Source organism: Streptomyces sp. NPDC057950, assembly GCF_042887295.1.
In the GTDB taxonomy this organism is placed as follows: Bacteria; Actinomycetota; Actinomycetes; order Streptomycetales; family Streptomycetaceae; genus Streptomyces; species Streptomyces kaempferi.
The window spans coordinates 1-19,696 of record NZ_JBHVPP010000036.1 but is presented as its reverse complement, the minus strand read 5'-3'; the positions used below and the strand labels follow the sequence as shown (position 1 = coordinate 19,696).

Sequence of the window (19,696 nt, the reverse complement as noted above, 5' to 3'; positions counted from 1 at the left end):
ACCCTGTTTTCGCGCGGTGCCGTTGCCGCGGATATGGTGCTGCCGCCCTGGTCCCCAAGTCCGGTCCCGTCGAACCCCGGGGACCAAGGCGCCCGGGCACGAAGCTCAGGACCGGCAGGCCCCCGGCCCGGGTTCCCGGACCCTGCTGAGGCTTGTCCTGCCGATCATGTGACTAGCTCGTCTGCGGCTCGTTGGTCTGGGCATGGGGCGGGATAAGCGTGGTGACTTGTCCGATGCTGCCAGCAAGATCCACCTGAGCACAGACGGACACTGCCGCCCGCTGTCCCTGTTGATCACCTCAGGCCAACGCGGCAACAGCCCACGGTTCAAGCCGGTACTGGAGAAGATCCGTGTTCCCCGGGTCGAGTCGGGCAGGCCCCGCAGCAAGCCGGACAGCGTCGCCGCGGACAATGCCTACAGCAACCGGCCCTGTCGTGAGTACCTGCGGCGCCGGGGTATTCGGCACACGATGCCGGAGAAGACCGACAGCCGCGCCGCCCGCCTGCGTAAGGGATCACGCGGCGGACGGCCGCCGGACTTCGACGAGGAGCGGTACAAAAGCGGAACACCGTCGAGCGGGCCATCAACAAGCTCAAGAACCACCGAGCGGTGGCCACTCGCCACGACAAGCGCGGCTGCGTCTTCTTTGGCACCGTCACTGCGGCTGCGCTCGTCATCTGGCGAAATTCCTGAAGACCAGATTGGTTACGACCCCGGATCACCTGGACGCTGGTGCCCGCACAGAACGACAACGCCGTCCTTGTCGACGACCTCGGAGGAGTTGGCCGAGTTCACCCACACCGTGATGCCCTGGGCGTGGACAGTGACATTGAACGGCGACTCCTCGAGCTCCAACTCCGTCACGACGGTGAACTGTTCACCGGGGCGCATCCAGTAGTCGGTTCCCCAAGGCTCCACCCACAAGCAGAGCATGCCCTCGGTCTCGTTGCTCACGCTGGTCTTCGACACGCCAGAACCCTAACGACCAGCCTAAGCGGCCGGAAAGCTCCTAGGCGGGGCGTACCTCCACGGCCCGCACCGCCGCATCCGCACGCTCGGTCGCGTAGATGACCAGCTGCCCCTCCACGACCTTGTCCACGAACCTCACCGTCTCCTTCTGGAACGGAACGTGTTCTTCACCGCCGCATGGAGCGATGAACACCAGCCCCCTGCGCGGGGTCGAACGAAATCACCTTGCCGGCCCGCAGAATGCTCCGCACACCGCCACCTCTCCTCCGACGCCACTGACCACCGCCCTCAGCCCCTCGCGTACCGGAGGGTAGGGCAACCCGGCATCCCCCGAACAGAGCACACAACACGCGCCCCCGCGCACAGCACAGGCAGGCGGCCCGGTCAGACCCACCGCAGGCGACCTCTCCAGCACCGCCCACGGCACGGCTACGCGTTCCATCCCTGACGCCCGGATGATCTTTACACGGTCCGTGGTCGCGCTGCCGATGGCGGACTTCGTCAAGATGTTCGTGACCACGACGACCAAGGCACATGGCTCCATCTCACTCAGGGCTGTGCTGTCTGGCCAGCTGTTTCAGGCTCCGTCACTGTCAGCATCCGCCGATTTCCGATACTGACCGCCATTCCGGGCGGTGGGCAGTATCCGCCTGGGCGCACCTATCGCTGCGTCAGGGCAACTGACGGACCTCATACTTCTTCGCTGCCGAGTTCGTCAGCATCTGTGCCGCAGTGCGTCGGGCTTCTTCCTCGGATGCGAACCTGAGTGCCTGGGACTCCCGCCCACAGCGTTCAAGTGGATTCCCCGCGGCATCGTGGTACTGCTCGTCAACGTAGTAGTAGGCGTGTGAACCGTTGGCCAGACGAACCATGATGGCCCACCCACGTGACGGGCGAGACCGGGCTCGTCGCGCCCTCTTCTTCGGCAAGCCTTGTCCCTCCGCAGCGATGTCGAGTCGACCTTGCGACCATGAGTGTGAGCGTAGCTACGGAGAATCGCCGCGGGAGGAATCAACCGTCACTTGATGCCAAATCGGCAACCGTGGCAGGAGCAGCAACAAGCGCAGCAGCAAGGAGAGCAACGGGTACTCACCCGGCCGGGCCGGAGTGTCCGCGCGGCTGCGCCGGGTCGCTGAGGTGCTTTCGCCGGATCAGGCCTGCGTCCGGCGGGCGGGGTGCGCGGCCTGCGCTCGGGGGTGGTGGCCGCGCAGGGCGTCGGGTGTCCCGGTGCGGTGCGTACCGGGACACCCATCGGCATCGTGACACCGGCCCGCAGAGCATGCGGCACTGGGCGGGGCGACCGGATGACGGACGGTCTCGGCCCGGGTGCCGTGCGCAGCCCTCCAGAGCGGCCCACGACGGGCTGCGCACGACCCGGAGCGTCCTGACTTGGGCACGGCGCTCCGGGCCGAATGGTGGCACGCGGCGTGAGCCCTCGATGGACGGGGAGTCCAGCGGCCCGTCTTGCCGCTGTCCTCTCAGCTGTCACGGCCGTACTGAAGGCCTGTCCCGGCTCCCCTTACTCCTGCCTCTGGCAGGCCCGTCGCGGGCAGCGAGCGCGGAGGCCGCCGGCCGACGCGCCACCGCAGACAGCCGGGCCCGATCCCTCTCTGCACTCCTGCGCCTCCCCCTTCCCCCCTTTTTCTTCCTGTCGGAGTGGATACGGGAGTCCAGAGAGGGATGTCGGGCCCCCGGACTAGCGCCGACCATGGCGGTGACCTGCGCCGATCCGGCCCAAGATGCGAGAAGGCGCGGGCAGTTACGGGCGGGGTTGTCGGTCCGGTTGTGGGACCGGTGCGGCGCGGAGTTGTCGGAACGTGACCGTGGTCGGGCCCTGATGGTCGGCAAACCGGTCGGGGGCGACTGCTGCGCTGTCCCGTACGCGCGGCGCCGCGAAAGGGCGGCGGCGCACCGTGGGGAAGCAGGCAGGCGATGACGCGGGTGAACCCCGATGCGGGTGCAGGGGACCGGCTGGCGCTCGCGGTGCTGGCGCAGTACCGGATGGCGACGACCGAGCAGGTGCATCTGGTCATCAGTCCGGGGGTGCGGATCGAACAGACCCGGCGGCGGCTGGCCAAACTCCGGGCGGAAGGCCTCATCGACCGGATCACGCTGCCGCAGGCGGGGCGGACCCGGGTGTGGTTCCCGACCGTGCACGGGGCGCGGATCGCGTTCGACTGGCCGGAGTTACGAGGCAGGCGGCCACCGAAGAACGCGGGCGACCGCACCGCGGTCCGCCTGCGCACGGGGCACGGCCTGACCGTGACCGAGACCGCGCTGGCCTTCCTCCAGGACGCCCGCCACCGCGGTGACCTCTTCCGGCCGCTGGACTGGATACCCGAAGTCCACCACCCCCTCGGCAACAGTGAGGCCGTCATCCCCGACGCCCTCATGTACTACCGGAGCCAAGGCGACGACGGCGGGCACGGATCGATGATGCGGGCCTTCCTCGAGATCGACCGGGCCACCATGGGCCCCGAACGCCTCGCCGCGAAAATCCCCGCCTACACCCGCCTCCACACCCACACCCCCACACAGCCCGGCCGGCGCCGCACGATCGGCCAGGAACCTCCGCAGGCGGAGTGGCGCAAGCGCTACCCCGTCTTCCCCCGGCTGCTGTTCATCCTCGCCAACACCGGCCCCGCCGGCATCGAAACCCGCATCGACGCCCTCCAAGCCGCCAGCACCCTGGACCGCGGGGACTTCCTCCACGAAGTCCCCGTGCTCGCGACACCACTGGCCGACCTCCTCCGCGACGGCCCCACCGCACCCATCTGGCGACCCCTCACCAACCCCAGCCAACGGGTGTCCTGGACGTACCCGACCGGGCCCTGACCGCCCGACCACACCAGCCTGCCGCCACAGCTGGCGGCGCAGACCCGACCACGGACGCGACCAGCCACGCACCCGCCCCACCCCCGACCACCAACCCGGCCACGCCAGTTCACAGCACTGCGCAGCAGCTGCGCGCCATTGCGCAGACGTCCAAACCGCCACGGGCGCGGAGACAGGCACCGACGCGTAGACAAAACACCCAGGACCGGTCCCCGGCGGCGCTCTCGTACCCCGCCCCTCCACCCCTTTTTTCCGTCCTGGACGGGTGGGGTATGAGAGTGCAGAGGGGGATGCCAGACTCCCCACCGTCTTCCGATGAGTGCGGTGACCTGCGCAAACATCGTGACCACGCAAACGGGGACGCGTCAGATGGTGTCCCCGCCCTCGGCTGTTTTGCCACCTGAGGAACCGGTTGTCGCGCCACTTGTCTGCGCGCCACCCGGAACCGGAAGGTGATGCGGCACACCGAGCCAAGATCACCGGTGCCGCTGTGCCCGACCACAGACCCGACCACAACAGGTCAGGGCCTTGCGCAGCCTGTACGCACGGGTTGTGCAATGTCTGCGCGACCAACTGGGCCGCGTGCCGGTGCTCCCCCACCCCGCCGCCGTCCGCACGGGCCGCTACGCAAACAGTCCCAGCCGGTGTGGGTCCCGGCCGGGGCTGTCGATGTGCATGGTCGTGAAGGGCGGTCGCCTACGCGGCGAAAGGCTCCATGAGGCTTCAGCCGAACGATCGTCCTCATGGGCTATAGGTGAGGCCCGGGGACACTGTCCCCTTCACAACCACGCCTGGTGTAACCAACGTTCGGTTCCGGATGTTCCCGGCCCCTCATGAAGTTCGGTGACGCTGAAGAGGGCCGGATGCGGCTACGCACGGGTGCTCTTGAACCGGACCGTAGAACCCCACCGCGCCTGCTGGTCGGTCATGCACCAGGTGCACAGCGGGAGGCCTCCGGGACCGTAGCGCCAGGTCTGCCGCTGGCACCCCGCGCACAGACCGATCTGGGAGCCGGCGCAGTGCACCGTGCTCGGGTCCGGATCCGATACCGGGGGCGCTGCGGTCGTCATCGCTGTGTCCTCATCCGGGCGGCGAACACTTACCACCTCGAACAAAGAATAGAACACTCCCCGATTGCCGGATCCACACCATCCTGTCCAGATATGTCACGAGCGCAGACGACGCGCGCCCGGTCATCAGCCTGCGCCAGCTCCTGCCCTGTGCCACCGGCCGTGTCACACATGCTCGACGGAGGTACCACAGCGACGAGAAACGGCCCGTGGAGCTGCGTACACCGTGGCGCCCGCCGCTCACTGCGAGATCGCCTACGGGATCCCGGTCAGCCGTCCACAGCGGTCTGCGGGGCCGGACCCGGGGAAGCAGGTCTACGGGTGTCGCACCTACTTTCGGCGTCGAACGCACCAACCGGTCACCAGCACGATGAGGATGGCAACGATGAAGGCCCACACGGTCGTTGCGCCGTGGTCCGAACGGTAGGCAATCAGAGCAAGCATGTTCAGGCGAATACCCCGGACTTACGGCTTCAGCCGACCCGCGTCGCCCGCCTCCCTGCCGAGTGCGCGCCGAAGGCGCCGCACGTCCGCAGCCGTCAGCCGAAGAACGCGAGGCCAAAGAGCATGCATCGGTGATCTAACCAAGCCCCATATAATCGAACGCATGTCCGATCTGCCGCCGGATCCCGCCCGCCTGCGCGCGATCCTCGCCCACCTCGACAGGCAGCTCGCCGACGCAGAGACCATCCGCACCTACCTCCACCTCCAGCGCGAGGAAGTACAGCGCGCCCTCCGGCAGCCTGCCGACCATCCCGCCCACCACCACCCTCCCCCACACCGCTGGCGCCGCACTCGCCGGACTCCTCACCCCGGCGCGCGCCGGGCATCCCTGGACGGAGTGGTCGTTCTCCGCGGGGTGGGGCAGCCGGGAGACCCCGGACCTCACCCTGGTCGAACCCGACCTGGTGGTAGAGGTCGGCGCCGACGTCGCCCGCGACGCAGCCGGCCGATGGCGGCACCCCGCACGCTGGCACCGCCCCCGCACCGACCTCACCCCCACCGACGTCCCTCACGCCACGGCACCCGCGTAGCCGACAGGCGAGCAGCCCCGACCAAGCGCAGATCAATCACAGGGCCGTTGACTAAAATTCGTCGTGCCTCGAATCAGGGAGCCGGTCCGCCGACCAGTCGCGCCCAGGTCGCGACGACGCGGGCCTCGGCGCCGTCCTCACTCGGTGACATCAAACCTCGATCATGGACCCTGCTCACCGTGCAGGGATTCCCTCATCTTGCTGCTAGGCTCCCGGACTGCTTCGGCTCCGGAAGAGTCAGGACGCTGCGGTCGTCTCAGCCAACTTCTGGAATTCACCGAGGTCGTGGTTGGCGAGTATCGAGTCCAGATTGGTCAGAGCGCCAAGACGCTCTACAAACCCCTTCGGGTCGTACTCGATCTGAAGTGTGACCCGGCTGGTCGTATCACTCAGCCGATGGAAGGTGACCACTCCGGCGTGATCCACACCCTCCGCAGTGTGCCATGCGATCCGATCTTCCGGGACCACCTCGGTAAGCTCAGCGATGAAGGCCTTGTCCGCTCCAGGAAGTTGCAATTGCCAGGCAAAACGCTGTGCATCCAACCTGTCAACTCGGCGCACGTGGCTCAGGAACTTCGGCCAGTTGCTAACATCGCTCCAGAGCGCCCATGACACGAAAACAGGAGCTTTAATATCGACGGTTTCTACGAGGGTGGCGGACAATTTAAGACTCCTCGAAAGAGATCCGGACGCCAGAAGCTAGATATTTCTAGTGCCCGTGATGGAATTATGTATTCGCTCAGGCAGGCGGCTGGATTCAGGCAGCTGGTACGCCCCACAGGAGATGCATCGTTCCTTCTCGGAGGCTCGACGCTGCGATCTGGCGTACACCAGGGGGCGCTTCGAGGGCGCCCCCTGGTCTTCTGGAGCCCTTACCGACCCTGTCGGTGTTGACTGCCCGATCTGATTCGTGTAGCCATCAGGACAAAACACGTGTACACCACGGCCAGTCCTACGCAAATCCATCCTTCCGCGTTTCCGCTCAGGATCATTGCAATACCGACGAGGAGCACTACGGCGGATAGCACGTAGGTCAGAACCGCATTTCTCCACATGGCGTTCGAGTAACCATACGCTGCCCTACCGAATCTCCTCGCGTTCATCCCCGCCGATACCTGACCACGGCCATACCCAGGCTGACGGCGACAATCACAGGCAGGGGATAGAGCCAGGCCTCTTTAATTCCGGACCCGCGAACACTACCTATCACGCCGTACACAAGGTAAATTGCCACGGCTACGCACGCGAGTGTTGCCATACTCCGGGTGCGATTGGGAACGTCTCGACCCGACTCCTGATTGATCATTTCCGTTCCTCTCTGCAGCACGTTATAAATGTCCGGGTTTCACGAAAGCCATGATTCGATACCGGCGGAGGTATTAGCTCCCGCAGCGAAGCAGCCAGCCGTGGACAGGAAACCGGACTCTGGCCCCGTAGCCGCTTCACACACCGCACCGACGACGAATCCACCCGCGAGACTGGCTGACCCCCTGGCAGCGCTGACCACATCACCAGAGAACAAATCCCGGCCGATGTCGTAGAGATCTTTGGCATCTCCTATATTTCCGACAATCCCGTCGAGCGTGCCCAATGCCGAAAGGCCGTTGGGGTCGATGCGGTTGACGGGGTCGCTTTCGGCGTAGAGGTAGGGGTTCTGTTCCTGGCCGGAGGGGTCGGGCTGGGTGAAGCGGCCGATGTTGGCGTCGTAGTAGCGGGCCTGCAGGTGGTACAGGCCGGTGGGGTCCTGGTAGTTGCCCGCGAAGCGGTAGGGCTGCGCGACCGGTTCGGAGGACTGGGCCAGGATGCGCACCCCGCGGGGGCTGTAGGTGTAGGAGTCGACCTTGTTGCCGTCGACGTCGGCCAGGGCGACGACCGAACCGAGCGCGTCGGTCAGGTAGAAGTACGTCTTGCCCCCGGTCGTCATGGAATTCAAGGTGCCCCCGGGTTCCGGTTGAATCCCATGTCCGCACCGGCCGCGGTCTTTGCGGACAGGCCGAGCGGCCCGTTGTGGAAGAGGGTGTCGCCGAGCCAAGACCTACCTCGACATCACCATCAAGACCGTCCGCCGCCCGCCGGACGCGAAGGGCTTCGTCGTCCTCCCCCGCAGGTGGGTGGTCGAACGCTCGTGGTCGTGGATCATGCAGGCCAGACGGCACTGCCGGGACCACGAACGGCTCCCCGAGATGAGCGAATCGTTGATCACCTGGGCCGCACTCACGCTGATGACCAGGCGACTCACCCGCCGCAAAGCCCAGCCCGCCGCCCGCCGCGACGTCACCCCGGACTACGTGGCGCAGGCGGCCTGACAGCCCGTCCCGGGCTCCGATGCACCCCGCCGTCACATCGGTTCCGGCCGGCCTCGCCGTGCATGTTGACCGCGAGCCACACTAGGAGGCTAAAGTGCTAGGCAACTAGGTAAATGGAGGAACTGGTGATCGAGTTCCACCTGAACGACCGGTCTGGCCTGTCCCCCTATCAGCAGCTGGTCCAGCAGGTACGCCACGCGTTGCGGCTGGGTTTGCTGGAGGAGGGGGACCGGCTCCCCACGGTCAAGGAGGTGGCCCGGCAGGTGGCGGTCAATCCGAACACCGTGCTCAAGGCGTACCGCGAGCTGGAGCTCGAGGGGTTGGTGGCCGCTCGGCCGGGGGTGGGGACGTTCGTGACCCGGACGCTGGCCGACGCCTCACTCGCCTCACATGGCCCGCTCCAAAAAGACCTGCGGCGCTGGCTGGCCAAGGCCCGCCTGGCCGGCCTCGACGACGAGTCGATCGAGGCCCTGTTCATGACCACCTTTCGGACCGCCGCTGGAGAGGACGTAGCGTGAGCGCCGTCTTACGGGCCCAGGCCCTGGGCAAGAGATACAAGCAGCGCTGGGCGCTGCAGAACTGCGACCTGGACGTGCCCGCCGGGCGGGTCGTCGGCCTGGTCGGGCCCAACGGGGCAGGCAAATCAACCCTGTTGAACCTCGCCTCCGGCATGCTGACGCCGACCACCGGAACGATCGAGGTGTGCGGCGGCCGTCCCGCCACCGGCCCCGTGCAGCTGGCCAAGGTCGGCTTCGTCGCCCAGGACACCCCGACCTATGCCGCCCTGAGCATCGCGGACCATCTACGGATGGGCGCCCGCCTCAACCCCGGCTGGGACGATGCCCTGGCCCGCGAGCGGATCCGGCGGCTCGGTCTGGACCTCAAACAAAGGGCCGGGAGGCTATCCGGCGGCCAGCGCGCGCAGCTCGCACTCACCCTGGGCATCGCCAAGCGGCCCGAGCTGCTCATCCTGGATGAGCCGGTCGCGGCCCTGGACCCGCTCGCCCGGCGGGAGTTCATGCAGGACCTGATGGAGGCCGTTGCCGAGCACGAGCTGAGCGTCGTGCTCTCTTCCCACCTGGTCTCCGACGTAGAGCGGGCCTGCGACTACGTCATCGTCCTGGTTGGCTCCCGGGTGCAGGTGGCCGGGGACATCGACGACCTGGTCGCCTGCCACCACCGGCTCACCGGACCGCGCCGTGACCCGGACACGCTCCCGGCCGGTCAGCACGTCATCACCGCCAGTCACACCGACCGGCAGACCACTCTCCTGGTGCGCACTGACACCGCGGTCCACGATCCGTCTTGGACCGTCAGCCCGCTCGGTCTGGAAGACATCGTCCTGGCCTACATGGCCCGGCCCGCCGATGCGGTACGCGACACCCGGCCTGCACTGGAGGTCCTTCGATGATTTGGCTGACCTGGCGCCAGTTCCGCACCCAGGCCGCCGTGGTGTTCGCCGCGGTGGCTGCCCTCGCCGCCGCTCTCGCGGTCACCGGCCCGCAGCTGGCCGACCTCTACCGGACGGCCGGCAGCGGCCTGGTGGACCAGGTCTCCAGTTCGGACCAGAGCGTCTACTACGCCGGACTGCTGGTCGTGCTTGCCGTGCCGGCGGTCATCGGGATGTTCTGGGGCGCGCCGCTGATTTCCCGTGAACTGGAGACCGGCACCCACTACCTCGCCTGGAACCAGGGCGTCACGCGTACGCGCTGGCTGGCGACCAAGCTGGGCCTTGGTGCGGCGGCCTCCATTACCGCCGCCGGGCTGACCAGCCTCGCGGTGAGCTGGTGGAGCAGCCCCATCGACCGGGCTGTCAACGGCGGTGGCGCGACGGACACGTACTTCCCGCGGCTCGACCCCGTGGCCTTCGCCGCACGGGGCGTCGTCCCCATGGCCTATGCCGCCTTCGCCTTCGTCCTGGGCGTCGCCCTCGGCCTGGTCATCCGCCGCACCCTGCCCGCGATGGCCACCACGCTCGTCGTCTACGCCGCCGTCCAGATCTCCGTGCCGTTGTGGCTTCGGCCCTATCTGGCCGCTACGGAGCGGACCACAGTGCCGATCGAGCCCGGCGGCGCCCCCATCAGCATCCAGGAGGGCGCCAAACAGATTGTCACGCACCCCGAAGTGCCTGGGGCCTGGGTCACCTCCCAACAGACGTTGAACGCCGCCGGTCAGCCGGTCCCCGTGCCGTCGTCCTTCGCCGACTGCCTGCGCACAGAGTCGGGGCCGCCCACTCTGCAGCAATTCGACCGCTGCCTCGCCGACCTCGGCGCCCGGGGCTACCAGCAGCAGGTGACCTACCATCCCGCCAGCAATTTCTGGGCCCTTCAATGGGCCGAGACCGGGCTCTACCTTGGCCTCGCCTCGGCCCTGACCGGTTTCTGCGCCTGGTGGATCCGCCGCCGACTGACCTGACCAGGCAGCAGGAGCGGAGCGCGACGCTGGACCGCTGAAGCAGGTGCGAGGGGTAGCCGGGATCCGAATACGGCCGCCCCTCCCTGTGTTTCACAGCGTCGCGTGTCATCGAACACGAGGACGCCAGTCTTGGCTTGACTGGTTCAGACACAGGCTCTCAAAGAGCGTTTTGTCCCGGTGAGGTTGTTTGGTGGCTGTTCACCGGGAGGAGTTGAGACGGCTGCTGGGGCGAGGGTGTTTGAACCGTTCCGGGTTCGGTAGAGACTCGATTCCATGAAAGGATCGAGTTATGGCACGTCCCTCTTCCTACCCCGCTGAGCTGCGCAAACGAGCGGTTCGTATGGTCGCCGAGGTTCGCGGTGACTATCCGAACGAGTCGGCCGCGTTGAAGGCGGTCGCTCAGAAGCTCGGCATCGGTTCCGCCGAGACGCTGCGGAACTGGGTCAGGCGGGACGAGATCGACTCCGGGCAGCGTCCGGGGACGACCACGGAGGAGTCCGCCGCGATGAAAGCGCTGAAGAAGGAGAACGCTGAGCTCAGGCGGGCCAACGAGATCCTGAAGGCTGCTGCGTCTTTCTTCGCGGCCGAGCTCGACCGGCCACACACGCGCTCGTAACGTTCATCGACGAGCACAGGGACCGCTTCGGCGGCGTCGAGCCGATCTGCCGTGTGCTGACCGCACACGACTGCAAGATCGCCCCCTCCACCTACTACGCCCACCACAAACGCCAGGCCACGCCCGCGGCCCGCACCCTGCGCGACGCCGAGCTGAAGACCCTGATCGCCCAGGCATTCGAAGCCAACTACCGCGTCTACGGCGCCCGGAAAATCTGGCGGCATCTGAACCGTCAGGACGTCACGGTGGCCCGCTGCACCGTCGAGCGCCTCATGCGCGACCTCGGGATCAACGGTGCGGTCCGCGGCCGGAAAGTGATCACCACCGTGGCCGATGCAAGCGCGGAACGTGCCCCGGACCTGCTGGACCGCGACTTCGTCGCTCCGGCCCCCAACCGTTGTTGGGTCGCTGACTTCACCCACGTCGCCACGTTCGCCGGCGTCGTCTACGTCGCCTTCGTCGTGGACACCTTCTCCCGCCGCATTGTCGGCTGGTCCGCGGCCAGTTCGAAAGAGACTCGGCTCGTCCTGGACGCCCTCGAGATGGCCCTGTGGCAACGTAACCGCGACCAACACCCCCATACAGAAGGTGAGTTGATACATCATAGCGATGCCGGGTCGCAGTACACGTCGTTCGCGCTCGCCGAGCACCTCGACCGGGCCGGGATCGCCGCGTCCGTCGGATCGGTCGGCGATGCATACGACAATGCCCTGATGGAGTCCACCATCGGCCTGTTCAAGGCCGAGTTGATCAAGCCGGGTCGCCCCTGGAGGACGCTGTCGCAGGTCGAACTCGCGACGGCCGAGTGGGTCGACTGGTACTGCCACCGCAGACTCCACGGTGAAATAGGGCACATCCCACCCGCCGAATACGAGACCAACCACTACCTTGCCAACGCGAAACCCCAGGTCACAAACACAATCTGAAGTCTCTACCGAACCCGGAACGGTTCAGTTCCATGTTGTGGGTGGGGCAGGTGTCGCCCTTCGGTCGTCCGTTTCCGTGGGCTCGCTCCTGTCTGATCCCGGAGCGCCCTCGCTTAACCCCGTTTGCGCCCTGCAGGGACGGGCCGGCCACCGGTACTACCGAAACATGACGCGACAACGCCCGTATCCCAGCGACCTCTCCGATGCGCGCTGGGAACTGATCGGGCCCATCCTCACCACGTGGCGAGTCGAGCGCAGGGGCAGGGGTCTGGATATCGGCCGGCCGCCCGGGCACGACCTGCGCCGCCTGATGGACGCCATCCTCTACGTCGACCGCACCGGCATTGCCTGGCGTTACCTGCCACACGACTTCCCGCCATGGGAAACGGTCTACGGCTACTTCGCCGCCTGGCAAAAGGAAGGCGTCTTCGACCAACTCAATGGCCTCCTGCGGCGCTTGGTGCGGGAGGCCGAAGGCCGCGACGGCGAGCCAACCGCCTGCGTGCTGGACGCGCAGAGCATCAAGACCTCCGCGAACGTGCCGGCGACCGGCCAAGGCATCGACGCCGGCAAGAAAATCGCAGGCCGCAAGCGCCACATCGGGGTGGATACCCTCGGCCTGCTGCTGGCGGTCTGGGTCACCGCGGCGAGCGTTTCCGATCCGACAACGTCGGCGGCATACACCTGATGTCCCACATCGCCGCCACTCGTCCCCGCGTGACCAAAGCATGGGCCGACTCCGGCTACCGCACCAAAGCCATCGACCACGGCGCCCGACTCGGCATCGACGTCGAAGTCGTCCAACGCGAGCCGGGTGTCAAAGGCTTCAAAGTGATCCCACGGCGCTGGGTCGTTGAGCGGACCTTCGGCTGGCTCATGCATCACCGCCGGCTGGCCCGCGACTACGAAACCCACCCTCACCGGTCCGAAGCCATAATCCACGTCGCGATGATCGATCTGATGAGCCGCAGACTCACCCGCGAATCCACCCACAACTGGCGCGACACCTGAACCTCGAACCAAACAACCTCGCCGGGACAAGACACTCTATTAGAGCTCGTAACACGATCTTGGCGAGGAGCTTCGGACTGGCTCGGTATGGCTGCTCACACTGGCGGCCTGATCGTCTTCGGGTGATGCGGCCTGTGCTTCCGGTACGGTCGCGACATGACTGGCGTGTTCGACGTGGCCCAGGCTCTAGACGGCGGAATCACCGACCGGGAGCGGGCGTGGGCATTCGTCCGCGGCTTCGCCGCTGCTTGGGGCGAGCCGTTGACCGAGGACGACGGCACGCCAGCAGCGGAACTGGCGCGGGCCGAGGCGACGCTCGGCTGCTCCCTGCCGGCCGTGTTGCGCGAGTTCTACACGCTGCTGGGTACGCAGGCCAGCCTGATCGCCAACCAGGATCCGCTGCTGCCGGCCGCCGAGATGTTCGTGGATGACGAGTGCGGCGGTTCCTCGTCTTCCGTAGCGAAACCCAGGGCTGCGCGTTCTGGGGCGTGCGCCTGCGCGACCTTGATCAGGACGATCCGCCGGTGCTCGTCCAGGCACGGCACGGCTGGGTGCCGTTCTTGGACCGGGTGTCTCTGGCATGCGTCGAGCTTGTACTGAGCGAGGCACTGTTCGGCGGTGGAGGTCGGCTGTACAACGCGTGCGAGCTGCCGTCGGACCTGCTTGGGGCGGTGCCCGAACGGTTCCAGCGGGTCGCGTTGCCCGATTATCCGATGTGGACGGATCCGGAGGACTTTCCGGTGCGTTGGTTCTCCGCCCCGGGACAGTTGCTACGCCAGGACGGGTTGGGCGTCCACAGCTGGCTGCACGTTCGGGGCCGGACCCGGGCCGACCTGGAGGCGATCTGCGAGACCGTTCCCGGACGGTGGGCCCTGGGATACACCGAGTCACTGGACGCCGAACCGCTGCCCTTCTGAACCGTCATGATTCGGGCCTGTTGAGACGTCTCCAGCAGATGAGGCTGCAGGCCAGGGATACGAAGGCGTCGTGGAGTTCGGTGCGTCGTTCCCAGCGGACGGCGAGTCTTTTGAAGTGGTGGAGCAGGGCTAAGGTCTGCTCGACGACGTAGCGGAGCTTGCCCAACCCCTGGATGTTCGGGGCCCCTTGCGGGAGATGACCGGCAGGATCCAGCGTTTGCGCAGCTCGTCGCGGTTGGCGTTGGAGTCGTAGCCCTTGTCGCCGAGCAGGGCCTCGGGGCGTCTGCGGGGACGGCCGGGGCGGCCTGCGACGGGGGCGGGATGCCGTCGACCAGGGCGAGGGTCTGGGTGACGTCGTTGACGTTTGCCGCGGTCGTGATGACCTTGAGCGGAATGCCGCGTCCGTCGCAGATCAAGTGGTGTTTGCTGCCCGTCTTCCGCCGGTCGACCGGCGACGGACTGGTGTCGGAGCCCCCTTTACCTTGTTCGTGGTCCCGCAATGGGGCTCCCGGCCTTCCGGTTCGGTATGACTTGGGCCCCTTGTCGATCATGGTCGAAAAAGTGGTGTCACCGGGCCGGGAGGCATTGGCAGACCGCTGATCAGGGGCATGACTGCTCGCCTTGCTCGTCGAGGTGAAGCATGCCTTCGTAACGTGGATACCGGCACGCTGATGCCGCAGGGGAGGCCGGGGAAGTTCTGTCGGGGAGGGGTTTGTGCACCACGAGAGAGAAATCGACGTCTATCTCGGTCTGGACGTCGGCAAAGGTGAGCATCACGGCACTGCTATCACCCCGGCAGGCAAGCGAGTTGGAACCATGCTCTCCTGTCCGACCCCGTCCTGACCGGCATGTCCCGTCAGCAACTGAGCCACCTCACCGACACCTTGGCCGTCGACGGCGACGTCAAGAGAAAACGCCCGCCCCGACTCACCTTCCCCGACCAGGTCCTGGCAGCCGTCCTTCACCTGCGGGTCGCCCTGGCCGCGGAACCTCTCGCCGTGCTGTTCGACAGCAGCCGGACCGCCATGCACCGCACCCTGCTGAAGATCAGGACACTGCTGAAGGCGCACAACATCGTCATCCCGCCGGCAGACACCCCGCCCTCCGCCCTCACAGCCCTCCAGACTCGGGTTCAAGCCCTGAGCGGCGACCCCAGCAACATGATCAAGACAACGTGTTAATGATCTGCAAGCCCTTAGCGACAGGACAAACAGCTGGGTGTTGACCCCGCGAGAACACAACTCTTCACGCGCTTCTTGGACGCGTCGGGGGCGGGCTCACTCCTCCACCGACCCCGCCGCGACAGCGTCCAGCTGCTCCTTCGACCACGAGAGGCCGCCGGCTCGCAGGTCTTCGACCACCGCGCGCACCCACTCCAGCTCCGCGGCCGTTACGGCCTGAAGGTACTCGGTCTCCAGGCGGGTGATGCGCGGCAGCCCCCGCTCCGCCTCTACGGCCATGGCCGCTTGCAGTCCGTCGAGCTGCTCCGCGAGGGCGTCGGACCGCCGCTGTAGTACGGCCGTCATCTCTTCGGGTGTGAGCAGCAGCAGATTCGAGAGGGCGGCCGGGAACTCCGGGAACTCCTGCTTGGGCGCGGAGAGCATCTCCTCCAACCAGGTGCGGGCGGTCTCGCGCCCCGCGTCGGTGACTTCGTAGACGGTCCGCTCGGGGTACTGCTGATCGCGCCCGGTCTCGCGGACCGCGATCAGCCCCTCGCCATTGAGTCGCTCGATCGTGCGGTAGAGGCTCGCGCGCTGCCTGACGTTGACGACCTGCTCCTTGCCCCAGTCCTTGACCAGCCGCTGGATGCCGTACGGGTGCAGCGGCTTGTAGTGCAGGAGGGCCAGGACGGTCAGGGCGAGGGGGGAGCTGCGGGGAGCAGATGTGGTCATGGGCTCGATTCTAGCCCCAGAAGAACTAGTTGACGAGATACTAGTGTCGATGAGACTATCAAATCGTCAACGCGACATCGCCCCGAGAGGAACCACCGAGATGTCCCTCACCGAGCGCATCCACTCCGACCACGACCTCGTCAAGCACCTCGGCAACTGGACCGAGGCCGGCCACTTCGAGATCAAGGCCCGCCACGGCGCCGTCGTCCTCGACCTCCGCTCCCCCGACCTCCCTGACGACATCGAGATCGACCTCGACCTGGAACGGGCCATGGTCAAACTGCTCGTCGACGACGGCACCTCTATCGACCACTGGAACCTGAGGTGGACCGCCCGCGGCAAGATCAAGGGCTCTCCGTCCGCATCCACCCACGACACGGCGGCCAGCAGCCGCGTCCGTCTGTCTGGCTCTGCGACACACAGCGAGATCCGCATCCAGCGCGCCGGCATCGCGAACCTGTCCGCAATGTTCTCCCGTGCGTACGTCCAGGATCTGCGCCACGCATACAAGAGCGGCGCCGTACCGACGATCGACGACCCTGCCAGGGGGCACCAGTCATGACCCCCAACGGCAAAGTCCGCACCGCGCTCGTCATCGGCGGCGGTATCGCGGGCCCGGTCGCCGCGATGGCCCTTCGCCAGGCAGGTATCGAGGCCACCGTCCACGAGGCGTACGACTCCACGGCCGATGGGGCCGGAGGCGGCATGACCATCGCCCCGAACGGCCAGAACGCCCTCGACGCGATCGGCGCGGGCGACCTCGTCCGCGCCATCGGCACACCGGTCACCGCCATGGGGCTACGGAGCTGGACGGGCAAGCACCTCGCACAGTTCGCCCCGCCCTCCCGCCTCCCGGCCCTGCAGTTCGTCTGGCGCGCCGACCTCTACCGGGCGATCTACAACGAGGCGGAGCGCCGCTCCGTCCCCATCCACCACGGCAAGCAGCTGACCGGCACGACGGACACCGCCTCCGGCATCACGGCACACTTCGCGGACGGTACGCAGGCGAGCGCCGATGTCCTCATCGGCGCCGACGGCATCCGCTCCACGGTCCGCTCCCTGATCGACCCGGATGCACCAGAGCCGAACTACGCCGGCCTGGTCTGCTTCGGAGCGCGGATGCACCAGTCAAAGATGCCCTCCACCGACGGCGTCATGTACATGTGCTTCGGCAAGCGCGCGTTCTTCGGCTACCAGGTCTTCGACGACTCCTCGGCTGTGTGGTTCGTAAACCTGCCCCACCGCGTCCCGATGACAGTCGCTGAGGCCCAGGCGATCGGCGCGAACGAGTGGATGCACACCCTGCTGAGCGCCTTCGCCGACGACCGCACCCCGGCCCTCGAGATGATCAGCCGTACCGACGTCGGCCAGCTCCTCATCACCGGCCCGATGGAGAACATGCCGGAAGTCCCGACCTGGACCCACGGCCGCACGACCCTGATCGGCGACGCCGCCCACGCCGCCTCGTCCAGCTCCGGGCAGGGCGCCTCCATCGCCGCCGAAAGCGCCGTCGAACTGGCACGCTGCCTGAGGGACCTGCCCTACAACCAGGCTTTCGCAGCGTACGAACAACTGCGCCGCCCCCGCGTCGAACGCATCATCAAGCTCGGCGCCCGCACGAACAGCAACAAGACCGCGGGCCCGGTCGGCCGCGTACTGCGCGACCTCGTGATGCCGGCGACAATGAAGCTTTTCAACCCGGAAAAGATGGCCTGGCAGTTCGACCACCACATCGACTGGGACGCGAAGGCAGCCCCGCTCACGTGCACTCCAGCCCGTCCTCGGCCGCGACGTCGGAATAGGCTAGGGCCTGTTTGAGATGTGGTCATAGGGCTTGCCGCATCAGGACGATTCGGATGGTGGCTTCGTATCGGACGGCTAGAGATCTTTAATGGTGCGGGTTACGTCGAGTCGTGACGGCTGCCGTGGGCCGCGCTATGCCGGGAGAATGAGGTATCCCGATAGCGGGGGGTTGACGGCCGAGGAACGAGCTCGGCGTGAGCAAGTCCGGCTCGCGGCCGCTGACCTGATCGAAGCCGGGGCCAGTGACCGGGAGGTGGCCCGACGGTTCAGAGTGACCCGGATGTCGGCGAACCGCTGGCGGCGGGCGTTGGCTTCAGGCGGTCGGCAGGCCTTGGCTTCCATGGGCCCCGGCGGCGCCCGCTGCAAGCTCGATGCGGGACAACTCCGCGTGCTGGAGACAGTGTTGGATGACGGCCCGGCCGTCTCCGGCTGGAGTGACCAGTGCTGGACGCTGGCCCGGATCGCCGAGATCGTGCGCCGCCGGTTCGGCGTCGAGTACACCCTGGCCGGGCTCGACCTGCTGCTGCACCGCATCGGCTGGAGTGTGCAGGTGCCCTGCCGCAAAGCCACCGAGCGGGATGAGGCGAACATCGCCGCGTGGAAGGACGAGCAGTGGCCCGTCATAAAAAGAGGGCGGCGGACTTGGGCGCCTGTCTCTGCTTCGAGGACGAAGCCGGCCAGGGCCTGAGGCCGTCCAAGGGCCGCACCTGGGGCCGCCGGGGCCGCACCCCGGTGGTGCGGGTCACCGCCGCAGGCACCAAACGTGTCTCGATGGCGGCGCTGATCTGCACCAAAGCCGGCCACCGGCCCCGGCTGATCTACCGCATCCACCTCGACCGCGGCCCTGCCAAGGGCCGTCGCAAGGGCTTCAACGAGACCGACTACGCCCGCCTGCTCAATGCCGCGCACCAGCAGCTCGGCGGCCCTATCGTTCTGGTCTGGGACAATTTGAACACGCACGTCAGCCGCACCATGCAGGACCTGATCGCCGCCCGATTATGGCTGACCGTCTACCAACTCCCGCCATACGCTCCCGATTTCAACCCTGTCGAGGGCGTGTGGTCGCATCTGAAAAGATCGCTGGCCAACCTCACCAAACACAGTCTCGACCAACTCACCGCGTTGGTGAAAACGCGGCTGAAACAGATGCAATACCGCCCTCGGCTCATCGAGGGCCTCATCGCCAAAACCGGGCTCGACCTCTGTGACTGAGCGTTGTAGACGGCCTGACCGGCCAAGTACGGCGCTCGGCCACTCTTGTGGCACGGAATAGCTACCAGCACCGCGGTTCCAAGCATCTTGGCGCGCTGATGATCTTGGCCGCGAGCGGGCCGGGTGGCACGGCGGCGCCAAAGGCCGTCGGCAGTCCGGAAGCAGTCTGCGCCCCACGACGGGTCAGAGGGACCTCGTCGGCAGTTCCAGGACCGCGCGTCCGGCGTCGCGGACATCCGCATCCGCGTCCGCTGCGAGTCGTCCGAGCGCGGCGCGGACGTGCAGGCCCGGCCGTCGAGCCAGGGACCATGCGGCCCAGAACCGGACCCTGCGATCTGTGTCGTCGGTGCGGGCCACAAGCAGGTCGGTCACCGTCTCGTCATGCGATGAGCCGAGGGCCGCCACGGCTGCCCCTCTGACCTCGGGGGCGGGATCGCGGGTGCCAGCAATCAGGATGGCCAGGGCCCGCGGGGGATCCCCCACGCCGAAGATGGAGCCGAGGGTGCTCATCACGTCGGCGCGCACCCGCGGGTCTGGGTCGGACGCCGAGTCGGCGACCGTCGCGAAGTACTTTGTTCCGCCGAAGTCGATGACACTTACGAGTTGGTGCGTGATAGCGCGTGGGCCGTGCTTGTCCTGCTCATGGCGCCCGTCAGGTGGTGATGCTGCGGTCGGATACCAAGGTGGCGA

Annotated in this window: 17 protein-coding genes and 5 pseudogenes; 15 read left to right on the top strand and 7 right to left on the bottom strand. The window is 66.9% G+C overall.

Translation table 11 applies throughout. The features are described from left to right. Positions 1-202 precede the first annotated feature (202 nt). Positions 203-733: pseudogene (locus ACFVTC_RS39910) on the top strand (transposase); the annotation flags it as partial. Here ACFVTC_RS39910 and ACFVTC_RS39905 read toward each other — a convergent pair. Continuing rightward, a complete protein-coding gene (locus tag ACFVTC_RS39905; protein WP_390134292.1) occupies positions 706-969 on the bottom strand; it encodes a hypothetical protein in 264 nt (87 codons plus the stop codon). The pseudogene ACFVTC_RS39910 and the gene ACFVTC_RS39905 sit on opposite strands and share 28 nt — an antisense overlap. A 1,932-nt stretch (positions 970-2,901) precedes the next feature. Here ACFVTC_RS39905 and ACFVTC_RS39900 point away from each other — a divergent pair. Further along, complete coding sequence (locus ACFVTC_RS39900; protein ID WP_390134291.1) at positions 2,902-3,804, top strand: replication-relaxation family protein; 903 nt, start codon at positions 2,902-2,904, stop codon at positions 3,802-3,804. 1,650 nt (positions 3,805-5,454) lie between these two features. On the opposite strand, the gene ACFVTC_RS39895 is transcribed toward ACFVTC_RS39900, so the two are convergent. The 3 genes and pseudogenes from ACFVTC_RS39895 to ACFVTC_RS39885 form a co-directional block, all read right to left on the bottom strand. Further along, on the bottom strand, positions 5,455-5,637 hold the full coding sequence (locus ACFVTC_RS39895; protein ID WP_390134289.1) for a hypothetical protein: 183 nt from the start codon (positions 5,635-5,637) through the stop codon (positions 5,455-5,457). Between the two features lie 508 nt (positions 5,638-6,145). Next, entirely contained in the window at positions 6,146-6,571 is a 426-nt protein-coding gene (locus ACFVTC_RS39890; RefSeq protein ID WP_390134287.1) for an SRPBCC family protein, read from the bottom strand. Between the two features lie 682 nt (positions 6,572-7,253). Further along, positions 7,254-7,936: pseudogene (locus ACFVTC_RS39885) on the bottom strand (RHS repeat-associated core domain-containing protein); the annotation flags it as partial. Positions 7,937-8,046: 110 nt separating this feature from the next. On the opposite strand from ACFVTC_RS39885, the gene ACFVTC_RS39880 reads away from it, so the two are divergent. From ACFVTC_RS39880 to ACFVTC_RS39845, 8 genes and pseudogenes are all read left to right on the top strand, one after another. Next, positions 8,047-8,214 (top strand): hypothetical protein, encoded by a 168-nt coding sequence (locus ACFVTC_RS39880; protein WP_390134285.1) that lies wholly within the window; start codon positions 8,047-8,049, stop codon positions 8,212-8,214. Between the two features lie 113 nt (positions 8,215-8,327). Next, positions 8,328-8,732 carry a GntR family transcriptional regulator gene (locus tag ACFVTC_RS39875; RefSeq protein ID WP_390134283.1) on the top strand — a complete coding sequence of 135 codons (405 nt, stop codon included), beginning with the start codon at positions 8,328-8,330 and terminating at the stop codon, positions 8,730-8,732. Then, positions 8,729-9,625, top strand: coding sequence for an ABC transporter ATP-binding protein (locus ACFVTC_RS39870; protein ID WP_390134281.1), 897 nt, complete (start codon positions 8,729-8,731; stop codon positions 9,623-9,625). The genes ACFVTC_RS39875 and ACFVTC_RS39870 overlap by 4 nt, the downstream gene beginning before the upstream one ends. Next, positions 9,622-10,629: a transporter gene (locus ACFVTC_RS39865; protein WP_390134279.1), complete on the top strand. Its 1,008-nt coding sequence runs from the start codon at positions 9,622-9,624 to the stop codon at positions 10,627-10,629. Before ACFVTC_RS39870 ends, ACFVTC_RS39865 begins: the two co-directional genes overlap by 4 nt. 289 nt (positions 10,630-10,918) lie before the next feature. After that, positions 10,919-12,171 (top strand): IS3 family transposase gene (locus ACFVTC_RS39860; RefSeq protein ID WP_390134276.1). Its coding sequence is split into 2 segments (ribosomal slippage): positions 10,919-11,201 and positions 11,201-12,171, totalling 1,254 coding nucleotides; the frame shifts between segments, so codons are not numbered across the junction. 166 nt (positions 12,172-12,337) lie between these two features. Further along, positions 12,338-13,182 (top strand): annotated as a pseudogene (locus tag ACFVTC_RS39855) (IS5 family transposase). A gap of 156 nt (positions 13,183-13,338) precedes the next feature. Then, positions 13,339-13,782, top strand: a complete 444-nt coding sequence (locus tag ACFVTC_RS39850; protein WP_390134274.1) for an SMI1/KNR4 family protein — start codon at positions 13,339-13,341, stop codon at positions 13,780-13,782. Positions 13,783-13,922: 140 nt separating this feature from the next. Beyond that, positions 13,923-14,099, top strand: a complete 177-nt coding sequence (locus ACFVTC_RS39845; protein ID WP_390134398.1) for a hypothetical protein — start codon at positions 13,923-13,925, stop codon at positions 14,097-14,099. Positions 14,100-14,425: 326 nt separating this feature from the next. On the opposite strand, the pseudogene ACFVTC_RS39840 reads toward ACFVTC_RS39845, so the two are convergent. After that, positions 14,426-14,650, bottom strand: a pseudogene (locus ACFVTC_RS39840) (transposase); the annotation flags it as partial. 258 nt (positions 14,651-14,908) lie between these two features. Between ACFVTC_RS39840 and ACFVTC_RS39835 the strand changes: the two are divergent. Next, positions 14,909-15,280 (top strand): annotated as a pseudogene (locus ACFVTC_RS39835) (ISAzo13 family transposase); the annotation flags it as partial. A gap of 96 nt (positions 15,281-15,376) precedes the next feature. On the opposite strand, the gene ACFVTC_RS39830 reads toward ACFVTC_RS39835, so the two are convergent. After that, on the bottom strand, positions 15,377-15,991 hold the full coding sequence (locus ACFVTC_RS39830; protein ID WP_390134272.1) for a PadR family transcriptional regulator: 615 nt from the start codon (positions 15,989-15,991) through the stop codon (positions 15,377-15,379). 100 nt (positions 15,992-16,091) lie between these two features. Between ACFVTC_RS39830 and ACFVTC_RS39825 the strand changes: the two genes are divergently transcribed. From ACFVTC_RS39825 to ACFVTC_RS39810, 4 genes are all read left to right on the top strand, one after another. Next, the gene (locus ACFVTC_RS39825) at positions 16,092-16,553 is read left to right on the top strand and encodes a hypothetical protein (RefSeq protein WP_390134270.1); all 462 of its coding nucleotides are present in this window, start codon (positions 16,092-16,094) and stop codon (positions 16,551-16,553) included. Next, positions 16,550-17,809 (top strand): FAD-dependent oxidoreductase, encoded by a 1,260-nt coding sequence (locus ACFVTC_RS39820; RefSeq protein ID WP_390134267.1) that lies wholly within the window; start codon positions 16,550-16,552, stop codon positions 17,807-17,809. Before ACFVTC_RS39825 ends, ACFVTC_RS39820 begins: the two co-directional genes overlap by 4 nt. A gap of 73 nt (positions 17,810-17,882) precedes the next feature. Further along, positions 17,883-18,482, top strand: coding sequence for a winged helix-turn-helix domain-containing protein (locus ACFVTC_RS39815; RefSeq protein WP_390134263.1), 600 nt, complete (start codon positions 17,883-17,885; stop codon positions 18,480-18,482). Beyond that, on the top strand, positions 18,479-19,006 hold the full coding sequence (locus tag ACFVTC_RS39810; RefSeq protein WP_390134388.1) for a transposase: 528 nt from the start codon (positions 18,479-18,481) through the stop codon (positions 19,004-19,006). Before ACFVTC_RS39815 ends, ACFVTC_RS39810 begins: the two co-directional genes overlap by 4 nt. A 183-nt stretch (positions 19,007-19,189) precedes the next feature. On the opposite strand, the gene ACFVTC_RS39805 is transcribed toward ACFVTC_RS39810, so the two are convergent. Next, on the bottom strand, positions 19,190-19,696 hold a 507-nt coding region (locus tag ACFVTC_RS39805), incomplete at its 5' end, for a HEAT repeat domain-containing protein (RefSeq protein ID WP_390134261.1).

Excerpts from the sequence above, each read along its gene's own strand:
- ACFVTC_RS39880 (WP_390134285.1), top strand. The coding sequence starts at position 8,047 with ATGCAGGCCAGACGGCACTGCCGGGACCACGAACGGCTCCCCGAGATG.
- ACFVTC_RS39820 (WP_390134267.1), top strand. The coding sequence starts at position 16,550 with ATGACCCCCAACGGCAAAGTCCGCACCGCGCTCGTCATCGGCGGCGGT.
- ACFVTC_RS39825 (WP_390134270.1), top strand. The coding sequence starts at position 16,092 with ATGTCCCTCACCGAGCGCATCCACTCCGACCACGACCTCGTCAAGCAC.
- ACFVTC_RS39830 (WP_390134272.1), bottom strand. The coding sequence starts at position 15,991 with ATGACCACATCTGCTCCCCGCAGCTCCCCCCTCGCCCTGACCGTCCTG.
- ACFVTC_RS39850 (WP_390134274.1), top strand. The coding sequence starts at position 13,339 with ATGACTGGCGTGTTCGACGTGGCCCAGGCTCTAGACGGCGGAATCACC.
- ACFVTC_RS39815 (WP_390134263.1), top strand. The coding sequence starts at position 17,883 with ATGGTGCGGGTTACGTCGAGTCGTGACGGCTGCCGTGGGCCGCGCTAT.
- ACFVTC_RS39900 (WP_390134291.1), top strand. The coding sequence starts at position 2,902 with ATGACGCGGGTGAACCCCGATGCGGGTGCAGGGGACCGGCTGGCGCTC.
- ACFVTC_RS39875 (WP_390134283.1), top strand. The coding sequence starts at position 8,328 with ATGGAGGAACTGGTGATCGAGTTCCACCTGAACGACCGGTCTGGCCTG.
- ACFVTC_RS39865 (WP_390134279.1), top strand. The coding sequence starts at position 9,622 with ATGATTTGGCTGACCTGGCGCCAGTTCCGCACCCAGGCCGCCGTGGTG.